Source organism: Macrococcus epidermidis (assembly GCF_003259695.1).
GTDB lineage: Bacteria > Bacillota > Bacilli > Staphylococcales > Staphylococcaceae > Macrococcoides > Macrococcoides epidermidis.
This window is the reverse complement of the sequence record NZ_PZJH01000002.1, coordinates 95,919-114,695: the sequence shown is the minus strand read 5'-3', so window position 1 is coordinate 114,695 and position 18,777 is coordinate 95,919. Positions and strand designations below refer to the sequence as shown.

Below are 18,777 nucleotides of genomic sequence, written 5' to 3'. Positions count from 1 at the left end.
TACTTGGAATCGGGCCATTTTGCTTGTTTTGGCACGGTTCCTCTTGCAATCGGGCCATTTTGCTTGTTTTGGCACGGTTCCCTCTTGCAATCGGGCCATTTTGCTTGTTTTGGCACAGTTCTCGATTAGAACCGCCCATCAATATTCATGCTCAACTTAAATTTTTAATCACATGATAAATTTACTAAGAATTACTCTAGCTATTGATTGTATAAGGATACAAACCGCCATCGGAATGATAATATACATTTCTTTAGAAAGATGAAAAAAATTAAACGAAGCTCCAATGTATAATACAGCCCATATAATATATAAACACATTGTCATCCATCTAAAACTTTCAAGTAATACACGTTGATCCCTTTCATCATCCACTTCAGCACCAGGTTCTATTGCATTAATTAAATAACTTAATCCTACTGCCATAATCATAATTCCTCCATCCATAGTAAACCCTGAAGCGATATAAGCTATAAGAATCATCGAAGTAATTGCCGTACCAAAAATAATCAACTCTCCTCTACTAAGTTTTCTTCTACTAAACATACACATCCTCCTAATATTTTCGCCATAGCATGAAATTACTCACTGAAAAAGATAAAAACATTATAGCCAAAATTATCACAATTGCACTTTCTGCTTTTAAAGTGATTAATCCAAACGTATATAGTGTAAAAAATAGCATCCCTGTAAATAGGGTCACCATATAAGATGTTTTAAATGCTCTATTGCTTAATGCGACAACGCGTTCATCTAACAATTCATCTCGATTTTGTATTCCAATTAAAATCATATGAATGCCAAGTACTAACTGCATCGCATATAGTTCCGGTTTCTCGAACATCACTAACATAAAAAATAATGATATCAGTAACAATCCACCGCCAAGAAAATATAACATCGGTCTATTGCCTTCTAAATGATTAAACATACGCATCCTCCTCACTCATAGTCACTTTCTTCTAATATAAAAATTGCTTCAACACTTACATTAAAAACTTCAGCTATCATCATTCCAAGTGGTAATGATGGATTATACTTCCCTTTTTCAATTGAAATAATTGTTTGTCTTGATACCTTCAGTTGTTTTGCTAACGTTTCCTGTGAGTATCCATGTAACTTTCTAAATTCAGCTAATTTATTCCTCATACACTCACCTCTTCAATATCATGATAACGTAAAGTTTCCTTTACGTAAAGGAAACTTTACATTATCCATTCTATTTATTCTTTGTTATACTTTCTCTATAGTGTTTACGGAGGTGTATCAATGCAACAAGTTAAAAGTGTAATCACAGAGTTTCGTGGGAGTCATTTCGATTTCGGGATAGAACAGGGAAAGTGGCTTCAAACAACATTAATGATGGAGAATCGCGAGCGTGAATGGCGTATTCGTCGCCCACGTTTCGATATAGATATTCAGGAAACAAAAGCTGCATTTAAACGTTTCGCCCCTGGTATCTGGGAGGAACTGCTCGGTTTACAAGCTGAACTCAAGATGGATATGACTCAAATCATACAGAACTTCGGTCATTACCGCGTATATGCTAAACCTAGCGGATGTAGTGTATTCACCACCGAAGATTTTTTAGTTAGAAACTATGATTATCATCCTGCTACTTATGATGGCCGTTTCACTTTCTTCCAACCCACGGATTCAGGTTATGCGACTATGGCACCCGTTTCTCGCATCACAGGTCGAATGGACGGGATGAATGAACACGGTCTTACGATGGGATATAATTTCATGCATCGCAAAGTACCCGGAGATGGTTTCGTATGTTATATGATTGGTCGTATGATCCTTGAATGTTGTCAGTCGGTTGATGATGCTGTGCAATTCTTAAAGGAAATTCCACACCGCTCTAGTTTCAGCTACATTCTGCTTGATAAAACAGGTATTACGCAAATCGTCGAAGCCACACCGCGCGACATCATTGTACGTGAACATCATTACTGCACAAATCACTTCGAAGTGTTAACACATGAGAATCGACGTGTACTAACAGATTCTGAGATGCGTATGCGTAATTTAAAAGCGCAGACAAATCGAACTACGGATGCCGCTAATGCATTTAAAATAATGAATGACCCTGAAGCTGGCATATTCAGCGAACTATATTCCAGCTGGAGCGGAACGATTCATACAAGTTGTTACTTTCCTAAAGATTTAAGCATCCAATTTGCGCTCGGTGGCAACAACACACCAACAACATTAAACTTCCAGGATTGGTTAGATGGTAAACCACTACCAGTACAATCGTTTACGGGAAAAATCAACAGCGATATTACTTTTGCCAGTGAATAAAATAAACCCTGAATCGACGTAGATTCAGGGTTTATTTAAATGATTCAATTATTTTATACGGATTATTCTCATACAGATCAAATTTTTGTGCTTTTTTCTCTAATGCATTAAGTATGCGGTCTTCCGAAACTTTACGTGTCACAAGCTTCGAAATATTCTCTGAATTGATAGCATAAAATCCTACATCAGTCGTCTCTTCATCGTTATTTTGCAGCGTGCCACCAATCACTTCACCTAGAAATGTAAAGTTGACTACCCCGCTCGTTTTATTATGCGAACTGTACAATAAACCTTTAATCGCAACATCTAATCCAGTTTCTTCTTTTACTTCTCGCACAGCGCCACTAATCATATCTTCGTCTTTATCTAAGCGACCACCAGGTAATTCTAACGTATCACTACGATGTAAACTTCTAACCAGTAATACTTCATCTTCTTCATTTTGTACGAGAACATTTGTAGAAACGATATGTAAGTCCATCTTATAATCACCAGTCGGCGTTATGATCATATCTTTCTTTGAAATAATCCACTTATCATTTGCGAGCTTATCCGGTAACGAATTTTGATAATGTTTCGTCTTCTTTCGGAGTTCAAAGAAATCTCGATAATGCTTTTCGTCTAAATATCCCCAAACCTCTGTAATAATTGTCTTGTCCTCATTCACCCATCGACCGACCAATGTTACACCTAGCTCTAAATAATTGTTTAGTACATGTTTATGGAAATAGCGGTTTGTAGATTCGTAGCCATCAGGAATAATTTTAATCTCTGTTTTCACTTCAAACATCTCATACACACCCTTTACCTTCACTTACTTTCATTATACGTTATTTAAAATGATATTTCATTTAACTAAAATGTAAATTTAATTAATATTTAATTAATGATACGATTCAGCAAAGTTATTCAAACAGATGTTTATCATTCTCAGGTTAGAAGTTTTATAATAAATAAAAAAACTAAAGGAGTATCATTATGAAAACTTTATTAAACACCCCTTATTCATTTAAAGGCCTGGAACTAAAAAACAGAATCGTTATGCCACCGATGTGTCAATATTCTGTAGAAAAAGAGGATGGAACACCTACTGAATGGCATTACGTACATTATGCATCACGTGCTGTTGGTCAAACAGGGCTTATTATTGTAGAAATGACAAATGTTGAACCAGAAGGTCGTATTACGAAAAACTGTCTCGGTTTATGGGATGATGCACAAATCCCAGCTTATAAACATATCGTAGAAGGTATTCATAATAATGGCGCAAAAGCTGCTATTCAAATTGCTCATGCCGGCCGAAAAGCACGCGATGTTGAAACACCGGTTTCATCATCTACAACGCCAGTTGAAGAACCTACAGATTTCGGTCCAATACGCCATCCTCGTGAACTTTCAAACGAAGAAGTTAAAGCGATGGTCGTTAAATATAAAGAAAGTGTACGTCGCGCAGTTGAAGCTGGGTTTGATGCAATTGAACTTCACGGAGCACACGGTTATTTAATTCATCAATTCCATTCCCCAGGTATCAATAAACGTGACGATGAATACGGCAAGGACCTTTCATTGTTTGGCGTTGAAGTAATTAAAGCTGCAAAATCAGTAATGCCGAAAGATATGCCTTTAATCTTTAGAATTTCTGCACGAGAATATATGGATGGTGGCTATGATATAGAACATGCTTTAGCCATATCAGAAAAATATTTAAATGCTGGTGTCGACATGTTTCATATTTCTACAGGAGGTGAAGCACCTGCTGGCATTGATAAACCAGGTAACTATCCTGGCTATCAAGTACCATTTGCAAAACGCTTCAAAGAAAAGTTTGATGTACCCGTAATTGCTGTAGGTATTTTAGACGCACCCGAAACAGCTGAAATGACACTTCGTAACGATGATGCAGATTTAATTGCAGTCGGTCGCGGAATGCTTAACGATCCATACTGGGCAATCCATGCTGTGAAAGCATTACGCGATGATATTGATGTGCCTATGCAATATGAACGAGGCATCCATTAATGTATCAACATATACTTTTTGATTTAGATGGCACGTTAACTGACCCTTATATGGGCATTACGAATAGCATTATCTATTCTCTGCAAAAATTAAATATTGAAGCCCCGGATAATGCAGCCCTTATTCCGTTTATCGGTCCACCACTGCATGAAAGTTATGAAACTTTCTATCAATTATCAGGCGACATTAATGCCGAAGCAATCAAACTGTACAGAGAATACTTCAGCGATAAAGGAATGTTTGAAAATGAAGTATATCCAGGCATTCCATTACTATTACAAGCATTAAAATCGATGGATAAAAAGTTGTATATCGCAACAAGTAAACCAACGTATTTTGCTGTACCGATTTTAGAACATTTTAATCTTGCACATTACTTCGAGTCTATTACCGGTAGTGAGTTAGATGGCACACGGACTAATAAAGCAGAAGTCATCCAGCATGTCATTGATACACACGGACTCAATAGAGATGAATGCATCATGATCGGTGATCGCAAACATGATATCATCGGTGGACAAAAAAATAATATCGATACAATCGGTGTACTCTATGGTTACGGAGATGCAGATGAGATTAGACAGGCACAACCAACCTATACTATTGCAACCGTCGATTATTTATTAGATGCTATTACAAATGACACTCAATATTTTGACTATATTTGACCTTAATGTTATGATAAATATATCAAATCAATAGGAGTGATGAACATGGATAATAAATATAGTATCTTTTCTCGCGGACAAAATGTATTTGATGTTGCAAACGACATGTTAACGAAATCAGTCAGTCAATTTGCAGATAATGCTTATAATCATAGTTTTAAGTTAGATATTAAAGAAACAAATAATGATTATACTGTTCATGTAGATCTACCAGGTATTAAACAGGAAGATATTCAATTAGACTATCAAAATGACGCATTAAGTATTACAGCGAAACGCCTTGAAGAATCGGTTGTTGAGAACAATGAACACAACTACATTAAACGTGAACGTTCATTCGGTTCAATGCATCGTTCTTTATACTTACCAGATGTTCAGGTGGAAGCAATTAAAGCTACCTATAAAAAAGATGGTACGCTAGATATCGTATTACCAAAGCTACATGTTACGGAAGCACCGAAACAATCTATTAAAATAGACAGTGAAATATAAATTTATAAAATGAGTAGCAGGAAAGTAATCTTTTCCCACTACTCATTTTTTATATTTCGTTTTATATTCTAAATTTTCTGATATAATTGAGATAATTTTATCGAAAGTGGTGATATTATGCTTCAACTTAAGAAACCAAAACGCCTTAATAAAGGAGACACGATTGCGCTTGTTTCATCATCTTCAGGTTTAGCAGGCGAGCCAACGATGAAACATCGTACAACGCTTGGCATTAAACGTATTGAAGAGATGGGCTACAAAGTAAAAGTTATGCCTAACGCGTTAAAAGGTCTCGCATTTAACTATGATCATCCGAAAGCACGTGCTGAAGAGTTAATGGCAGCATTTATTGATCCGGAAGTTAAGGCGATTATCTCTACGCTTGGTGGCGATGATAGCGTACGTTTGCTACCTTATCTGGATATTGAGATTATTAGTCAACATCCTAAAATCTTTATGGGTTACTCCGATTCAACGTTTACACATTTTATTTGTTTAAAAGCTGGATTTTCAAGTTTTTATGGTTTGTCACTACTTACGGATTTTGCAGAGAATAATGCTTTTCCAGAATATTCACGAAATCATTTTAACAAGACGATAACCCAGAATGAAATCATCGGTGACATTCCGACATCAGACTTTGTATACAAACACGGATTACGCTGGGATAAAGAAAATGAATTAATAGACCGTGAACAAATTGATAATACTGGATATGACGTAGTAAATGGAAAAGGACAGGCAAGCGGACCGTTAATTGGCGGTTGTCTGGAGTTAATGATCTCTTTACGTGGCACTGATGTCTATCCGGATGAAACAGATTTTGATGGTGCGATATTATTTTTAGAAACCTCTGAAGTATTGATGCCACAATGGTTGATGGAAGATTTTATGCGTAGTTTAGGTGCGTTAGGTACTTTAGACCGTATTAACGGTATTATATTTGGACGTCCTCAAAACGGTCATTTATATGATGAATATAAAGAAGTCGTTCAGAAGATCATGAAAGAATGGGGACATGAGGATAAACCGGTGTTGTTTAATGCATCATTTGGACATAACGAACCAAAATGTATTGTACCGTATGGACGAAATGCGGTAATTGATGCCGATAATAAAACATTTACTATTACTGAGAGTGCAGTAGAATAAAAATGAGTGGGCGGAAAACAATGTTATTCGCCCACTCATTTATTATTTTGAAATTAAAATGTGCTTGAGTGGGCGAATTATAGCTTATTTCGACCACTCACCCACTAAAAATTAAATCACCCAGTTACCATCTCTAAATACTGGTTCAACTGTCCCATCTTCTTTAATACCATCAATTGATAGATCACTGCCACCCATCATAAAGTCAACATGAATCATTGATTGATTTAACCCCTTATCCATCAATTCTTCTTTGGATAAAGATTTACCATCTTTAATCGCATTAGGGAACGAACGACCTAATGCAACGTGACAAGATGCATTCTCATCATATAACGTATTGTAATAAAGGATGCCAGAGTTAGAAATCGGAGAATCGTCTGGTACTAATGCAATTTCACCTAAACGACGTGCACCTTCATCATTGTTTAGCATATTCTTCAGAACGTCATAACCGACTCCTGCTTCAAAGTCAGTAACCACACCGTCTTTAAACGTTAATTTAAAGTCATCTATAATTGCGCCTTGATAAGCAAGCGGGCGTGTATTACCAATAACACCATTAACGCGACGATAGTCTGGTGAAGTAAATACTTCTTCAGTTGGCATATTAACCTGAATCTCTACGCCGTCAGAATTTATCGCACTCGCTCCTAACCACACATGTCCTTTCGTCAAACCAATTTCAACGTCTGTTGTAGATGATTTATAATGTAATTTATCATATGCTTTTTCATTCAACTGCTGTGCTTTTTTATTTAAGGTTTCATTATGTAATTTCCATGCAGCTACAGGATCATCCTGATCGACACGCACTGCTTTTATCATCGCTTCAAGTAACTTTAACTTTGCATCTTCTCCTTTGAATTCAGGGAATACAAGTTCACCCCATTTATCATTTGGAAATCCTACAATACACCATGAGAAGTCATAACGACCAACTGCTCTTGAGAAATCTTTATTCGCTTCACCTAATGCTTTTGCCTGTGCAGCAATCTTTTTTGGGTCTGCATCTTTCAATAACTCAGGCGTTTGTGAATAGACACGTAAATGTGCTACTTTATTCTGTACAAAATCATTCGTTTCATCAATTCTATATTGCGGAATATGTTCAAACACTTCAATTGGCGCATATTCAAATTTCAATTGAGATGATGGACCATCAGTTAGTTTCTGAATAACTTCTCTTGCACCTTTTTCGTAAGCCGCTTTTGTCACCTCACGCACAAAATCAATAGCATCAATATCAGCGGTTACTACAACCGTTTGATCTGGTTGTACATTTAAACCTACGCTTACAACAGTCTCGGCATATTTTTTTACAATTTCTTTATAGTTCAAATAATTTCCTCCTCAATCTCATTGTTGATACTATTATATCGGAAACCGAAGTAAATGAAAACAAAAAAAGACGAGGCATCAATATCGCCTCTTACTCTGCAAATATTTCTATTCTTTTTACCAAATCATTTCTTAATACAAATTTCATGCCGATATGATGTTCTTTATCCTTATAATGAAATTGTGTCTGCTGTTTCGGTAATAACGACTTTTTATAAGTATCTCCGTATGCATCGATAACATCTTGTTTCGTGCTATCGATAGTAATATCACGACTCGTTTTAACAGCAGGGTTCTTAAATAAAGAAACTGCTGTGATATGATTGTTTTTGTTATCTTTTCTTATGATCAATCCTCTATGTTTAACAGATCGATAAAATGTTCTACCTTCTAACTGAATACGCGAGTCTTTCACGAAATCTTTATGTTTTTCTTCATAATTTTCACCGATTTTAATATCTCCTAAGCGTTCTTCACTTAAATCATTGTCAGGTGTAGTACAATAGTTATATAACCATAATGCGATAATCACACTTAGTATGAGCACGATAATCATTGTTACGAATTTTTTCATACTTCACACACTTTCCTATTTTATCTCTACCAATATACCATAAAATTACAAATGATGAAAATAAAAAAAGATGGGTAGTTAAACTACCCATAGAGAAGACTTACATGTATGAAAAATTATTAGCTAAGGTAAGTGTATCACTTCACATCATGGTAAACATCCGTATATACCGTAATATTTTTGAATATTTGTTCATATAAATGGTGAAAATAATATCTTTTGTTTGATTATTCTGATATTGTTATAATACATTTATATTATTAAAGCTTACAGGAGGCACTTATGACGACTTTAATCGAATATTTTAATCAAGGCTTATCTTTAGAGCAATATATTAACCAAATGGAAGTAAATAAAGCAGAAATGCATAAAATCTATGAAACTTTTGAATTACCTGTAGATGACGCACGTTTACAAACTGTAAAAGACAAACATTTAAAAGCTATCGTCATTACTGAAGATTGGTGTGGTGACGCGATGATGAACTTACCTGTGCTGATGAAAATTGCGGAAGCGACAGATATGCCGTTAAGCATTAGTTTACGTGATTCAAACTTAGATTTAATGGATCAGTATTTAACGAATGGTGGACGTTCTATTCCAAAATTTATCTTCCTGGATGAATCGGGTAATGAATATACAAACTGGGGTCCACGCGCTGAGAAAGTTCAAAATTTTGTTATGGATTTACGTAAAGATTTACCTGCTAAAGATGATAAAGATTTTGAATCTAAACAAAAAGAAGTACACCATCAAATTCATGAAAAATATAAAAATACACCTGAATTCTGGAATGAAGTTTACGCATCAATTATGGAACAGCTGACAAAATAGTCAGCTGTTTTTTATTCAAATAAATTACTTAATCCTTCATCATCACCAAATTGTTTAATCGCACTATATAGCTGAGCTCTATGATGCGTTAAATGCGTCAAAATAACGAGCAACCAGTCTAAATAAGTTTGACGTGTCTGCCAATAGGTCATTTTCATATTAAGCATTTCATCTTCTTCCAGTTGATTATAAAAATCAAGCAGAATATTCATGCTGAGTTCGAGTCTCGCTTCAAATACTTCAATTGATGTTACTTCTTTTTGCCAGTAATGATAATAATCATCCATTTCAGACTTCCCTGCACCTTTGATGATCATTAGATCAGCTTCAGGTATTAATGCAATATGTGTTAGCAATTCAAAGCAAGTTCTACCACCCGGATAGATTTCCTGTTCTAACATAAATATATCTACTTTGTTTGCAAGCATTTTGATACTTTCTACCTGACATTCAATTTGCTTAAATATCGGTTCTATAATACTAATCATTGATATCACCTACTAAATAAAGATGACGTGTCGCTCTACTGGCGATTGTATATAACAGCAACTGGTCATGCTCCAGATCATATTGATTAAATCCGACAATAAATACATGCGAGAATTCAAATCCTTTAGCCATGTAATTCGGCATGATAACTTTTCCTTTAGTGAATGTATATTGATCGTGTGTTAATAAAGTACATCCCTTTAAAGTCTGGGCTATCTTATTAGCATGTTGAACGTCACGTGCGATAATGGCGACACTTTCAGATTGCAATGCTTCTACAGTATTAACAAACGCTTCGTAATCCAGTTCTATTACATCGTCTCCCTGAACACCTAAAGACTCTGTATCATCATTACCTATCAAACCTTTCGTAAATTCAGTAATTTGAACTGTTGAACGATAAGATTTTGTTAAATGAATGACATTGATGTCATCTGGTAATTCAAATGTCACTGCAGGATGTACAATTTGATTACTATCTCCGAGCATCGTCTTTCGTGCATTGGGATATATCGCACAAATTGCTGCTAATTGGACGACTGAATAATCCTGCACCTCATCAATAATGATGTGCTGCATCATACTTTCTCTGTGCAATCCCTTTATCTTAATTGATAAATAAAGCAAAGGCGCTATATCTTCATAATACATTTGTTTGTTTCTAAATTGATTGAGTGTTGCTTCGTATGCGTTCTGATCTATCGACTTTAATATATTGAGATAAATACGTTCAATATTGATAAACTGTATATCTTTAATATATTGTTTCAGCACTTTATATTGTTTTGTCTTTTCACGTTTAGCACGTATCTCAAGTTCTTCGTCTGTACCGATATATCGTGTTACTTTCTTTAATGCTTTCGTTCTGTCTTTTATCGCTTGTTGTAAGTGTTCCTCGTAGATCGGCTGTAATTCTACCTGAATTTTTTTAAGGCGTGCATCAAGCGGAGATTCACCAAATTTATCATAAAATAAATAAGATAGATGCTCTTTCGTTACAAAAGGCGTGCCTTCAATCGTTAATATATTAAATTTAATATTTTTCACTGCAATCGATGCAATCTTTTGATCCATCTTTTGTAACAGTAACTTGCTATTTTTAATTTTAAATAACGCTCGTGCGTAATCATCTGCATGACGCATGCGCTCGATATTTTGAAATAACGATTCGACATGAAAGTGACGACGATTCATTTTATCTTTTAACCTGAAAAAGCTCGTCGCATTAATCGGTGCTTCTCCTAACTCCGGTAATACATCAGATATATAATCACCGAACATCTCATTTGGTGTAATAAACAGCATATGTTCTGCTGTCATTTTATTTCTATGTAAATATAGAAGGTAAGCAATACGCTGCATTGCAATCGAAGTTTTACCAGATCCCGGGGGTCCTAATACTAAAATATCGTGGTTGGAAGTCATACGAATAATTGCATTCTGATCCTGCTGAATCGTTGTAACGATAGACTTCATCTTGTCTTTTGCACTATCAACGAGTAGATGTTGCAAAGCGTCATCACCAATATATATTTCTGAATCGAAGACATCTAACAGGCGCTCATGTTCAATTACAATCTGAATGCGTGACAATACATCTACGACTTGTGTACCGACAGTCGGTACATTATAGCTTACTTCCCCAAGTTGGTTCTCATAATAAGTACTGGCAATTGGTGTTCTCCAGTCATAGATAATGAGATCTCCTGTTGAAGGGTCCTTCAGACTATTTAATCCAATATAAAACTTTTCTGTTTCATGCGCATCATCTTTTAATGTAACAGCACCAAAATAAGGACGGTCTTTCATCTTATTAATCTGCTCGGTAATCTTGTTTCGGTTAACCTGAATTTCTTCCTGTAATTTTAAAGAAGGTAGTACTTGTGAATATTCTATCTGTGCATCATCAGAAATTTCTGTACCAAGCTCTTCAAACGCAAAGCGGCGTTCTTCGATGAGTTCACTCGTAGATTGTGTGAGCTCTCCGGTTAATTTATTCTGTATAATATCAATCAAAGCATGCACTGCTGTTAAATGTTTCGTTTCAATTTGTTTTAAGTTCAATCTATAACCTCCTCATGCATGATACGATTCAAGTGTGATCGTCTCAACCTTCTATGTTTAAGTAGCGCAGCAAATTCTCGCGGTGTCAAATAGGATAATCGTATATGAAAATAATTGATATATTCAACGATCGCAAAGCAAAGTAAAAAAGTACTTACCATTAAATATCGCTCACTTGTCATCAATGCATAGATAAATAGCATACTACAAATCATGATGAGTACAATAGATACACGCTTAAATAATATGAACAAATGCTGCTGTTTAATCGTCATATGCATCTTACCACGCTTCTTTACTACGTCATGCATCAGTTTCCAGAAGTACGCACCAATAGCAAGAATAAAACATAACGTTATGAGCGGAACAGCAATATGGAGGCTACATGCCATTTCCTGATATTCATGATTGAAACAACAGTACATCCAGATAAGAAAGAACATTACACTTGAAAAGCCTTCACCGGTGTATAAACTTTTTAATTCTTTGATCAATGAATTTTGCATTGTTTCTCCTTTTTATGTCATAAATATATGCTTTCAGGGTATAAGTAACTATCAAACTGTGAGGTGAACCGAATGAATAACAATAATAATCAAATTTATACAGAAGTAAAATCTTCAAGAGATGAATTACTCAGCCAAATTAAAAAATTAAGCGCGTCACAATTTAACTATAATTTCGGATCAAAGTTTAAAAGTATCAAATATAATTTACTTCAAATCGCTTATGCATATCATGAAGGCTTAGATCAACACAAAGACCAGATTGGTGATTATGAGCTATTTAAAGAAAAAGGTCATACATTAAATTTCTTTGATGTAGCAAATTATTTCGATAACATTGATTATGCAATCGAACAAAATCCAGTACATCCTAACGATGTGATGCCACTTATCTTCAATGAATATGAGTTACGTGGTAAAATTCGTTTCTTAATGACTTTCTTTGAAGTGCTTGATAACAATCTTGATCAGGAAATTCAAAATTTAAAAGTAACTAGACTTAAATAAAAAAGCTCATGATGAGCTTTTTTATTTTGTATTAATTGATATGACGATGACTTAAGAAGAAAGTTTGTTTTTCTAAAAATGATAATGGTACTAATTTTAACGCTTTGTTTCTTGCTTTAATAAGTGTTTTATTTTCAAGTTGTGCTGATTTACCGATTTGACGTGATCTTAAAATCACCTTTTTCGTGTGATTTACACTTAATTTATCATATGCTTTTAATGCTTCATCAATCGGATACTTTTTGAGTTGGTTCGCTAGACACACTGCATCTTCCATAGCGAGTGATGCGCCTTGTCCCATGTTAGGTGTTGTTGCATGTGCTGCATCCCCTAACAATACGACGCGGCCTTTATAAAATGTCTTCAATGGATTGATATCATAAATATCATGTTGAATAGGGTCTCCGACAGTCTTTTCAAGCGTTTCTAACACAGCATCAGGAAATGCTTTAAAGTATTGCAACAGTTTCTTCTTATTATAATTTCTAAATTCTGTATCTCTTTCTTCGGCATTCATACAGCAGAACCAGTACACCTGATTATCTTTCAGTGGTACGATACCAAACCTACCTGTTTCTCCCCAGTACTCAAGCGCAACTTTATGATCAACAGCTACATCTTTACTCGTTCCTCTAAAACACGTGTAACCTTGATAGATTGCTTCACTATCTTTAAACATCTGTCGTCTAATGTTAGAATGTACGCCATCAGCTGCGACAATTAAATCATACTGATATTTGGCACCATCTTGTAATATTAAAGTTGGATGATTAAAGTCTTTAATATGTACAACATCTTTTATTAAATGGATATCGGCGTCATTATGCTCCAATAAAATAGCATGGAGTTGCTCACGCTGAATCGTTATATTTTCTTCTTCTGATAATGATAATATCAGTGTATTTAATAACTCATCTTTATCTGTTCTAAACTGGCATTCAATTAACGGGTTTCCCGCTGCACGTATATCTTTGTCTATTCCATACTGTTTCAAAGCACGTATAGCATTACCGCCAACACCTAAACCGACACCGAGCTGTTTCAATACATGGCGCTTTTCTAATATGTCTACCTCATGCCCGGCAGACTTTAGAGCAATCGCAGCTGTTAAACCGCCAATACCTGCTCCGATAATACCTATGCGCATGTAACTCACCTCATCTTATAATTTCTTTTTTACAACTGCACGAATTGGACTGGCATCAGCTTCTATCTTTAGTGGCAACCCAATAAAATCATAATACCCTACTCTCACTTTATTTAATTCTAAATTTTCTATAATCAATATTTGATTTTCTAAACATGCTTTGTGTGCATCGAGGGTTTCATTATCTACTGTATCTATACTAGGCATATCCGTGCCAATCACTTCAACACCAAGGTGTCCCAGATAATGTATGGCAGCACTTTCAAAGGTCATGAAGTCTCCCAAAAATACACTTTGATCTTTACTGTATACTGATTTAAACAATACAATTGGCTTATCAATCACAAGGTCCTCTAATAATTTCTGAGTAACAATTTCCTCATCGATTAACTCGATCACCTGCGCTTCACCGATTAAGCGATTAATATCAATCTCATCAATCGTTACGCCTTCATGGTCATAGTGAAAAGGTGCATCTAAATGTGTACCAGTATGTAAGCTCATTTTAATACTGCCTACATTGGCACCAGTTTGACCTTCTAACTGACTATCCATCTGATACACATAAGGCTGATCCCCTGGCCATGTTGCAATACCTTGCTTTAATGTCTGAGAAATATCAATCCACATAAAAACCCCTCACCTTCAACTGTCTGCTTTACTTACATTATAACGTAGGCGCGGCCTTTTTACAGTTTTAAGGTGAGGGATGCTTTATTTAATATCACTAAATAGTTTATTAGAAATAAATTGCTGGAAGATTAACACAATTGCGCCAACCGACCAGTAAAGCGGTAACGCTGCTGGCGAGTGGAAACTGATAAATATAATCATCAATGGACTCATTATCGCCATCGGCCACATCTGTTTGCGGCTTTCTTCAGGCATGTATTGTATAGAAATCCATGACTGGAGAAAATATAGTCCACCTGCAATGAGCATCATCAACAGATCAGGCGTACCAAGGTTAAACCAGAGAAAGCTTTGTGCTGCAATTGATTTACTGTGTATGATCGCAAAGTATAAACCGGTCAATATCGGCATCTGAACGATAATTGGTAAGCAACCCATGTTCATTGGGTTAATATTATGTTCACCGTATATTTTCATAAGTTCCTGCGATAATACGCTCTTTTCTTCCGGGTCTTTTGCTAGTTTCATCTTATCTTGTATCTCTTTTATTTTTGGACCGGCAACTTTCATATTTGCCTGCATCTTCTTTTGTTGTTTAACAGTGCTCAGCATCATCGGCATCATCATAAAGCGTACACATAACGTTACTAGTACGATTCCCATACCGTAACTGCCAGCAAAGAAACCAGCAAAGAAAGTAATTAAATCCGTAAATGGTTGGACGATGCCGTTATGAAACAAACCGTCATCTTGTGCCCCGCAACCACTTAATATCAATGTTAATACGATAAGTACACTAAAAAATCTTTTCAAATATTTCTCCTCCTATATATTAATGTTTGATTAATATATAGGAACGGCCTCTATTTCATCGCTCATCTTAGATAAACACTTAATACGCCATCTCAGTACAGGTGAGAAAATAATAATTGTTTGTTCCAAAACATTCCCAACACATTCAGTTAAAGACCATTTCTGACCCACTTGTAACTGAAGCTTTAAATGTAATAATACGAATAAGAAGGCGGCAATGTATGGTACCAGATACAACAAACGAAATGTAATATATTTGAGCAATAATGCTTCACTCAATAAACTGAGTAACAGTTCCAACATAGCCACCTCCTTCTATTAGTAAACTTATTATAATGATAAGTGACGTTGTAAGCAAATGATAATCAGCTATTCTTTATGTCTTAGTAATCTTAAGCTGTTTAAAGTCACAAGTAATGTAGCACCCATATCAGCAAATATCGCAATCCATAACGTTAACCAGCCTGGGATAACGAGTAATATCGCGATTAATTTAAGTCCTAACGCAAATCCGATATTCTGTTTGATAATATTTAATGTACGCTTGCTGAGGCGAATCACTTTCGGTAAATCACTTAAATCATCTTTCATAAATGTAATATCAGCTGTCTCTATCGCAGTATCAGTTGCTGCACCACCCATTGAAAATCCTACGTCTGCCTGAGCGAGTGCCGGTGCATCATTGACACCATCTCCAACCATTGCAATGTGACTTCCCTTTTGTTGATAGTCTTTAATTAATTTCAACTTATCTTCAGGTAACAACTCTGAATGCACACGTGTGATGGATAACGTATTTCCAATTGCATCGGCTACTGCTTTATTATCACCAGTGAGCATCAGTGTCTCTATTCGTTCTTTGTTCAACATGCGCACGACATCTATTGATTCATCGCGAAGTGTATCCTGAATAAAGAAGACAGCGATTATACGATCTTCTGTACCGAACAATACTTTTGTTGCGCCGCTTCTATTTGTTTCAGCAAGTTTCTGTGCATCAGAATCATTTACATTAAAGAATTTCTGTTGTCCGATACGATATTTTTTATCTTTATAAATACCTTGTACCCCTTTAGCGGTAACGACTTCATAATCTGTTAAGTCGACTGTTTCACAATCCGTTAGACTGTTCACGATTGCTTTGCTTAATGGATGTCCGGCATCTTTTTCAAGGGTGTAGATAACATTTTTTTCGTCTTGCGTTAGTGCTGTGAAATCAACACGTTCTACAACAACAGGCTCTCCTTTAGTTAATGTACCTGTCTTATCAAAAGCTATCGTATCGATATGACCTGCGTTCTCTAAATGAATACCACCTTTTATTAAAATACCACGACGTGCAGCACTACCAATTGCGGTAACGATCGCAACCGGTGTTGAGACAACAAGCGCACACGGACAACCTACAACGAGTACCGATAAACCTTGGTAAAGATAATGTTTGAAGTCGCCACCAAATAATGGTGGGATTACGATTACAAGCAACGCAATTAACATAATGAGTGGTGTATAGTATTTCGCAAACTTATCTACAAATTTCTGTGTCGGTGCTTTCTCACTTTGCGCTTCTTCCACAAGATGAATCATCTTCGCAAGCTTAGTTTCATGGCTGCGTTTAGTAACTCGCACTTCTAACTGTCCAGATTCATTCAGTGTCCCTGAATAAACTTCATCAGCTTTACTTTTGGATACAGGGATACTTTCTCCTGTAATACTTGCCTGATTGACATTGCTCTGACCATTTATTACAACACCATCAATCGGTACTTTCTTACCAGGCAGTATGCGCACGACGTCACCAATGCTTAAATCTTCTACAGCAACTTCTGCATATTCATTACCAATTCGCTTTAATGCCACTTCAGGTGTGAGATCAATCAGACTCTGAATGCTGTCACGCGATTTCTCCATCGCGTATCCTTCAAGCGCTTCACTTATTGCAAATAACAGGACGACCATGGCACCTTCCTGTACTTCACCTATTAACATTGCACCAATAATTGCAACGGTCATTAAGACGTTCATATCAAAGTTTAATTTAAACAGTTGTTTTAAACCTTCAATAAATAATGAATAACCACCGATTGCAATCGCTGCGATAAAGATCACTTTCGTATACAGACTATCTTCACCAACATTATAACTTGTGATTAAACCCGCAAGAAACAGAATCAAAGCGATGGCAAACGGTAAATGCGCTTTATTCTTGTAAAACGGAACTTTCTTTGTGCGCTTTACATTTGCCGGACGTACTTTAATATGATCAAATTTCCCCGCTGCTTCTAACTGTTCGACAGTGACGTCACCTGTAACATTCAATTTCGCCGCCCCGAAATTTAAATCCACTGTATCTACGCCTGGAATCGCTTCAATATTTTTCACAAATTTAGAAGCACAATTTGTACAGCTTAAACCTTCCAGACGATATGTTTCTTCTTTACTCATCAGATTCACCCCCATGCGCTAAAGCTGTACGAATCAGTGTCTTAATATGATCATCCTTCAAACGATAGAATGCATTTTTTCCTTCTTTTCTAAAATCAAGCACTTTCGCCTGATTTAAATATCTGAGATGGTGACTCGTCGTAGCGACACTCGCATCGATTATATTGGCCAGATCACATACACACAATTCATCTTCGAGTAATAAACTAAAGCAAATCTTCAAGCGTTTCTCATCTGCTAAGGCTTTATAAATAACAAGCACTGGATTTAAATCAACTAAATCCTGTTGTGATTTCACACGCTTTACCTTCTCAACATCAAACAAATATAAATCACAAGTATCTTGAGCCATACATAACCCCTCTTCCAAACTTTATTTTATTCATTCAAACATTCATTTGAATAAAGTATACATCAAACCACACATTCAAACAATTATTTGAATGAAATGTTTATAAAATTTTACTAAGGGAATATCAATTAATGAATAAATAATAATTAAAAGGAGGCTTTTAATTTAAATGGATGCAGAAAGTAATTATTTAAACATTGAAATTCAATTAGACAACGGTGAAACAGTAAACCATCAGGAGTTCTTTACTACCGATGAGAAGATCGCATTTAATAACTTCATTAAGAAACTTGATTTAAATGAGACAGGCTTTTTACCGATTAACGATGAATCATCAACTTGCTCAATTAATATCGATAAAATCGTAAAAATTACACCAAAAGACGTTAAAAATATGGGCTAACCATTATAAATACTAAAAGAGAGCGGATAAA

The 18,777-nt window shown here is 35.7% G+C and carries 23 protein-coding genes; 8 read left to right on the top strand and 15 right to left on the bottom strand.

Going from position 1 to position 18,777, the window contains the following annotated elements; translation table 11 throughout:
• Positions 1-168 precede the first annotated feature (168 nt).
• From BHU61_RS07230 to BHU61_RS07220, 3 genes are read right to left on the bottom strand one after another with little or no spacing between them, the layout of a single operon-like run.
• On the bottom strand, positions 169-546 hold the full coding sequence (locus BHU61_RS07230) for a hypothetical protein (RefSeq protein WP_111715759.1): 378 nt from the start codon (positions 544-546) through the stop codon (positions 169-171).
• A 10-nt stretch (positions 547-556) separates the two neighbouring features.
• Entirely contained in the window at positions 557-931 is a 375-nt protein-coding gene (locus BHU61_RS07225) for a hypothetical protein (protein WP_111715757.1), read from the bottom strand.
• A gap of 11 nt (positions 932-942) precedes the next feature.
• Positions 943-1,149, bottom strand: coding sequence for a helix-turn-helix transcriptional regulator (locus BHU61_RS07220; RefSeq protein WP_111715756.1), 207 nt, complete (start codon positions 1,147-1,149; stop codon positions 943-945).
• Between the two features lie 120 nt (positions 1,150-1,269).
• On the opposite strand from BHU61_RS07220, the gene BHU61_RS07215 reads away from it, so the two are divergent.
• The gene (locus BHU61_RS07215; RefSeq protein ID WP_111715754.1) at positions 1,270-2,307 is read left to right on the top strand and encodes a C45 family autoproteolytic acyltransferase/hydrolase; all 1,038 of its coding nucleotides are present in this window, start codon (positions 1,270-1,272) and stop codon (positions 2,305-2,307) included.
• Positions 2,308-2,338: 31 nt separating this feature from the next.
• Here the strand turns inward: BHU61_RS07215 and BHU61_RS07210 are convergent, their stop codons facing one another.
• Positions 2,339-3,097, bottom strand: coding sequence for an NUDIX hydrolase (locus tag BHU61_RS07210; protein ID WP_111715752.1), 759 nt, complete (start codon positions 3,095-3,097; stop codon positions 2,339-2,341).
• Positions 3,098-3,285: 188 nt separating this feature from the next.
• Here BHU61_RS07210 and BHU61_RS07205 point away from each other — a divergent pair, with 188 nt between their 5' ends.
• The 4 genes from BHU61_RS07205 (at position 3,286) to BHU61_RS07190 (ending at position 6,638) form a co-directional block, all read left to right on the top strand.
• Positions 3,286-4,326, top strand: coding sequence for an NADH:flavin oxidoreductase/NADH oxidase (locus BHU61_RS07205; RefSeq protein ID WP_111715751.1), 1,041 nt, complete (start codon positions 3,286-3,288; stop codon positions 4,324-4,326).
• Entirely contained in the window at positions 4,326-4,994 is a 669-nt protein-coding gene (locus BHU61_RS07200) for an HAD family hydrolase (RefSeq protein WP_111715749.1), read from the top strand. Before BHU61_RS07205 ends, BHU61_RS07200 begins: the two co-directional genes overlap by 1 nt.
• Before the next feature lie 45 nt (positions 4,995-5,039).
• Complete coding sequence (locus BHU61_RS07195) at positions 5,040-5,486, top strand: Hsp20/alpha crystallin family protein (protein WP_170122497.1); 447 nt, start codon at positions 5,040-5,042, stop codon at positions 5,484-5,486.
• A gap of 117 nt (positions 5,487-5,603) precedes the next feature.
• The gene (locus tag BHU61_RS07190; RefSeq protein WP_111715746.1) at positions 5,604-6,638 is read left to right on the top strand and encodes a S66 family peptidase; all 1,035 of its coding nucleotides are present in this window, start codon (positions 5,604-5,606) and stop codon (positions 6,636-6,638) included.
• Positions 6,639-6,749: 111 nt separating this feature from the next.
• Here BHU61_RS07190 and BHU61_RS07185 read toward each other — a convergent pair whose 3' ends face one another.
• Both BHU61_RS07185 and BHU61_RS07180 read right to left on the bottom strand, forming a co-directional pair.
• Entirely contained in the window at positions 6,750-7,979 is a 1,230-nt protein-coding gene (locus tag BHU61_RS07185; RefSeq protein ID WP_111715744.1) for an aminopeptidase, read from the bottom strand.
• A 91-nt stretch (positions 7,980-8,070) separates the two neighbouring features.
• Entirely contained in the window at positions 8,071-8,553 is a 483-nt protein-coding gene (locus BHU61_RS07180; protein WP_111715742.1) for a hypothetical protein, read from the bottom strand.
• Between the two features lie 282 nt (positions 8,554-8,835).
• Here BHU61_RS07180 and BHU61_RS07175 point away from each other — a divergent pair, with 282 nt between their 5' ends.
• Positions 8,836-9,387, top strand: a complete 552-nt coding sequence (locus BHU61_RS07175; protein ID WP_111715741.1) for a thioredoxin family protein — start codon at positions 8,836-8,838, stop codon at positions 9,385-9,387.
• Positions 9,388-9,398: 11 nt separating this feature from the next.
• Here BHU61_RS07175 and BHU61_RS07170 read toward each other — a convergent pair whose 3' ends face one another.
• The 3 genes from BHU61_RS07170 to BHU61_RS07160 are packed head-to-tail and all read right to left on the bottom strand — an operon-like array spanning position 9,399 to position 12,446.
• The gene (locus BHU61_RS07170) at positions 9,399-9,875 is read right to left on the bottom strand and encodes a DinB family protein (RefSeq protein WP_111715739.1); all 477 of its coding nucleotides are present in this window, start codon (positions 9,873-9,875) and stop codon (positions 9,399-9,401) included.
• The gene (locus BHU61_RS07165) at positions 9,868-11,940 is read right to left on the bottom strand and encodes a HelD family protein (RefSeq protein WP_111715737.1); all 2,073 of its coding nucleotides are present in this window, start codon (positions 11,938-11,940) and stop codon (positions 9,868-9,870) included. Before BHU61_RS07165 ends, BHU61_RS07170 begins: the two co-directional genes overlap by 8 nt.
• Positions 11,937-12,446: a hypothetical protein gene (locus BHU61_RS07160; protein ID WP_111715736.1), complete on the bottom strand. Its 510-nt coding sequence runs from the start codon at positions 12,444-12,446 to the stop codon at positions 11,937-11,939. Before BHU61_RS07160 ends, BHU61_RS07165 begins: the two co-directional genes overlap by 4 nt.
• A gap of 72 nt (positions 12,447-12,518) precedes the next feature.
• On the opposite strand from BHU61_RS07160, the gene BHU61_RS07155 reads away from it, so the two are divergent.
• A complete protein-coding gene (locus BHU61_RS07155; protein ID WP_111715734.1) occupies positions 12,519-12,953 on the top strand; it encodes a DinB family protein in 435 nt (144 codons plus the stop codon).
• A 31-nt stretch (positions 12,954-12,984) separates the two neighbouring features.
• On the opposite strand, the gene BHU61_RS07150 is transcribed toward BHU61_RS07155, so the two are convergent.
• The 6 genes from BHU61_RS07150 to BHU61_RS07125 all read right to left on the bottom strand — a co-directional run bounded on the left by BHU61_RS07150 (position 12,985) and on the right by BHU61_RS07125 (position 18,343).
• Positions 12,985-14,100: an FAD-dependent monooxygenase gene (locus BHU61_RS07150; RefSeq protein ID WP_111715732.1), complete on the bottom strand. Its 1,116-nt coding sequence runs from the start codon at positions 14,098-14,100 to the stop codon at positions 12,985-12,987.
• Between the two features lie 15 nt (positions 14,101-14,115).
• Complete coding sequence (locus BHU61_RS07145; protein WP_111715730.1) at positions 14,116-14,730, bottom strand: cyclase family protein; 615 nt, start codon at positions 14,728-14,730, stop codon at positions 14,116-14,118.
• Positions 14,731-14,814: 84 nt separating this feature from the next.
• Complete coding sequence (gene yidC / locus BHU61_RS07140; protein WP_111715729.1) at positions 14,815-15,546, bottom strand: membrane protein insertase YidC; 732 nt, start codon at positions 15,544-15,546, stop codon at positions 14,815-14,817.
• Positions 15,547-15,576: 30 nt separating this feature from the next.
• Complete coding sequence (locus BHU61_RS07135; protein ID WP_170122496.1) at positions 15,577-15,846, bottom strand: hypothetical protein; 270 nt, start codon at positions 15,844-15,846, stop codon at positions 15,577-15,579.
• Positions 15,847-15,915: 69 nt separating this feature from the next.
• Positions 15,916-17,991 carry a heavy metal translocating P-type ATPase gene (locus tag BHU61_RS07130; protein ID WP_111715725.1) on the bottom strand — a complete coding sequence of 692 codons (2,076 nt, stop codon included), beginning with the start codon at positions 17,989-17,991 and terminating at the stop codon, positions 15,916-15,918.
• Positions 17,984-18,343, bottom strand: a complete 360-nt coding sequence (locus BHU61_RS07125; protein ID WP_111715724.1) for an ArsR/SmtB family transcription factor — start codon at positions 18,341-18,343, stop codon at positions 17,984-17,986. Before BHU61_RS07125 ends, BHU61_RS07130 begins: the two co-directional genes overlap by 8 nt.
• Positions 18,344-18,512: 169 nt before the next feature.
• Here BHU61_RS07125 and BHU61_RS07120 point away from each other — a divergent pair, with 169 nt between their 5' ends.
• Complete coding sequence (locus BHU61_RS07120; RefSeq protein WP_111715722.1) at positions 18,513-18,746, top strand: hypothetical protein; 234 nt, start codon at positions 18,513-18,515, stop codon at positions 18,744-18,746.
• The last annotated feature ends 31 nt before the right edge of the window (positions 18,747-18,777 follow it).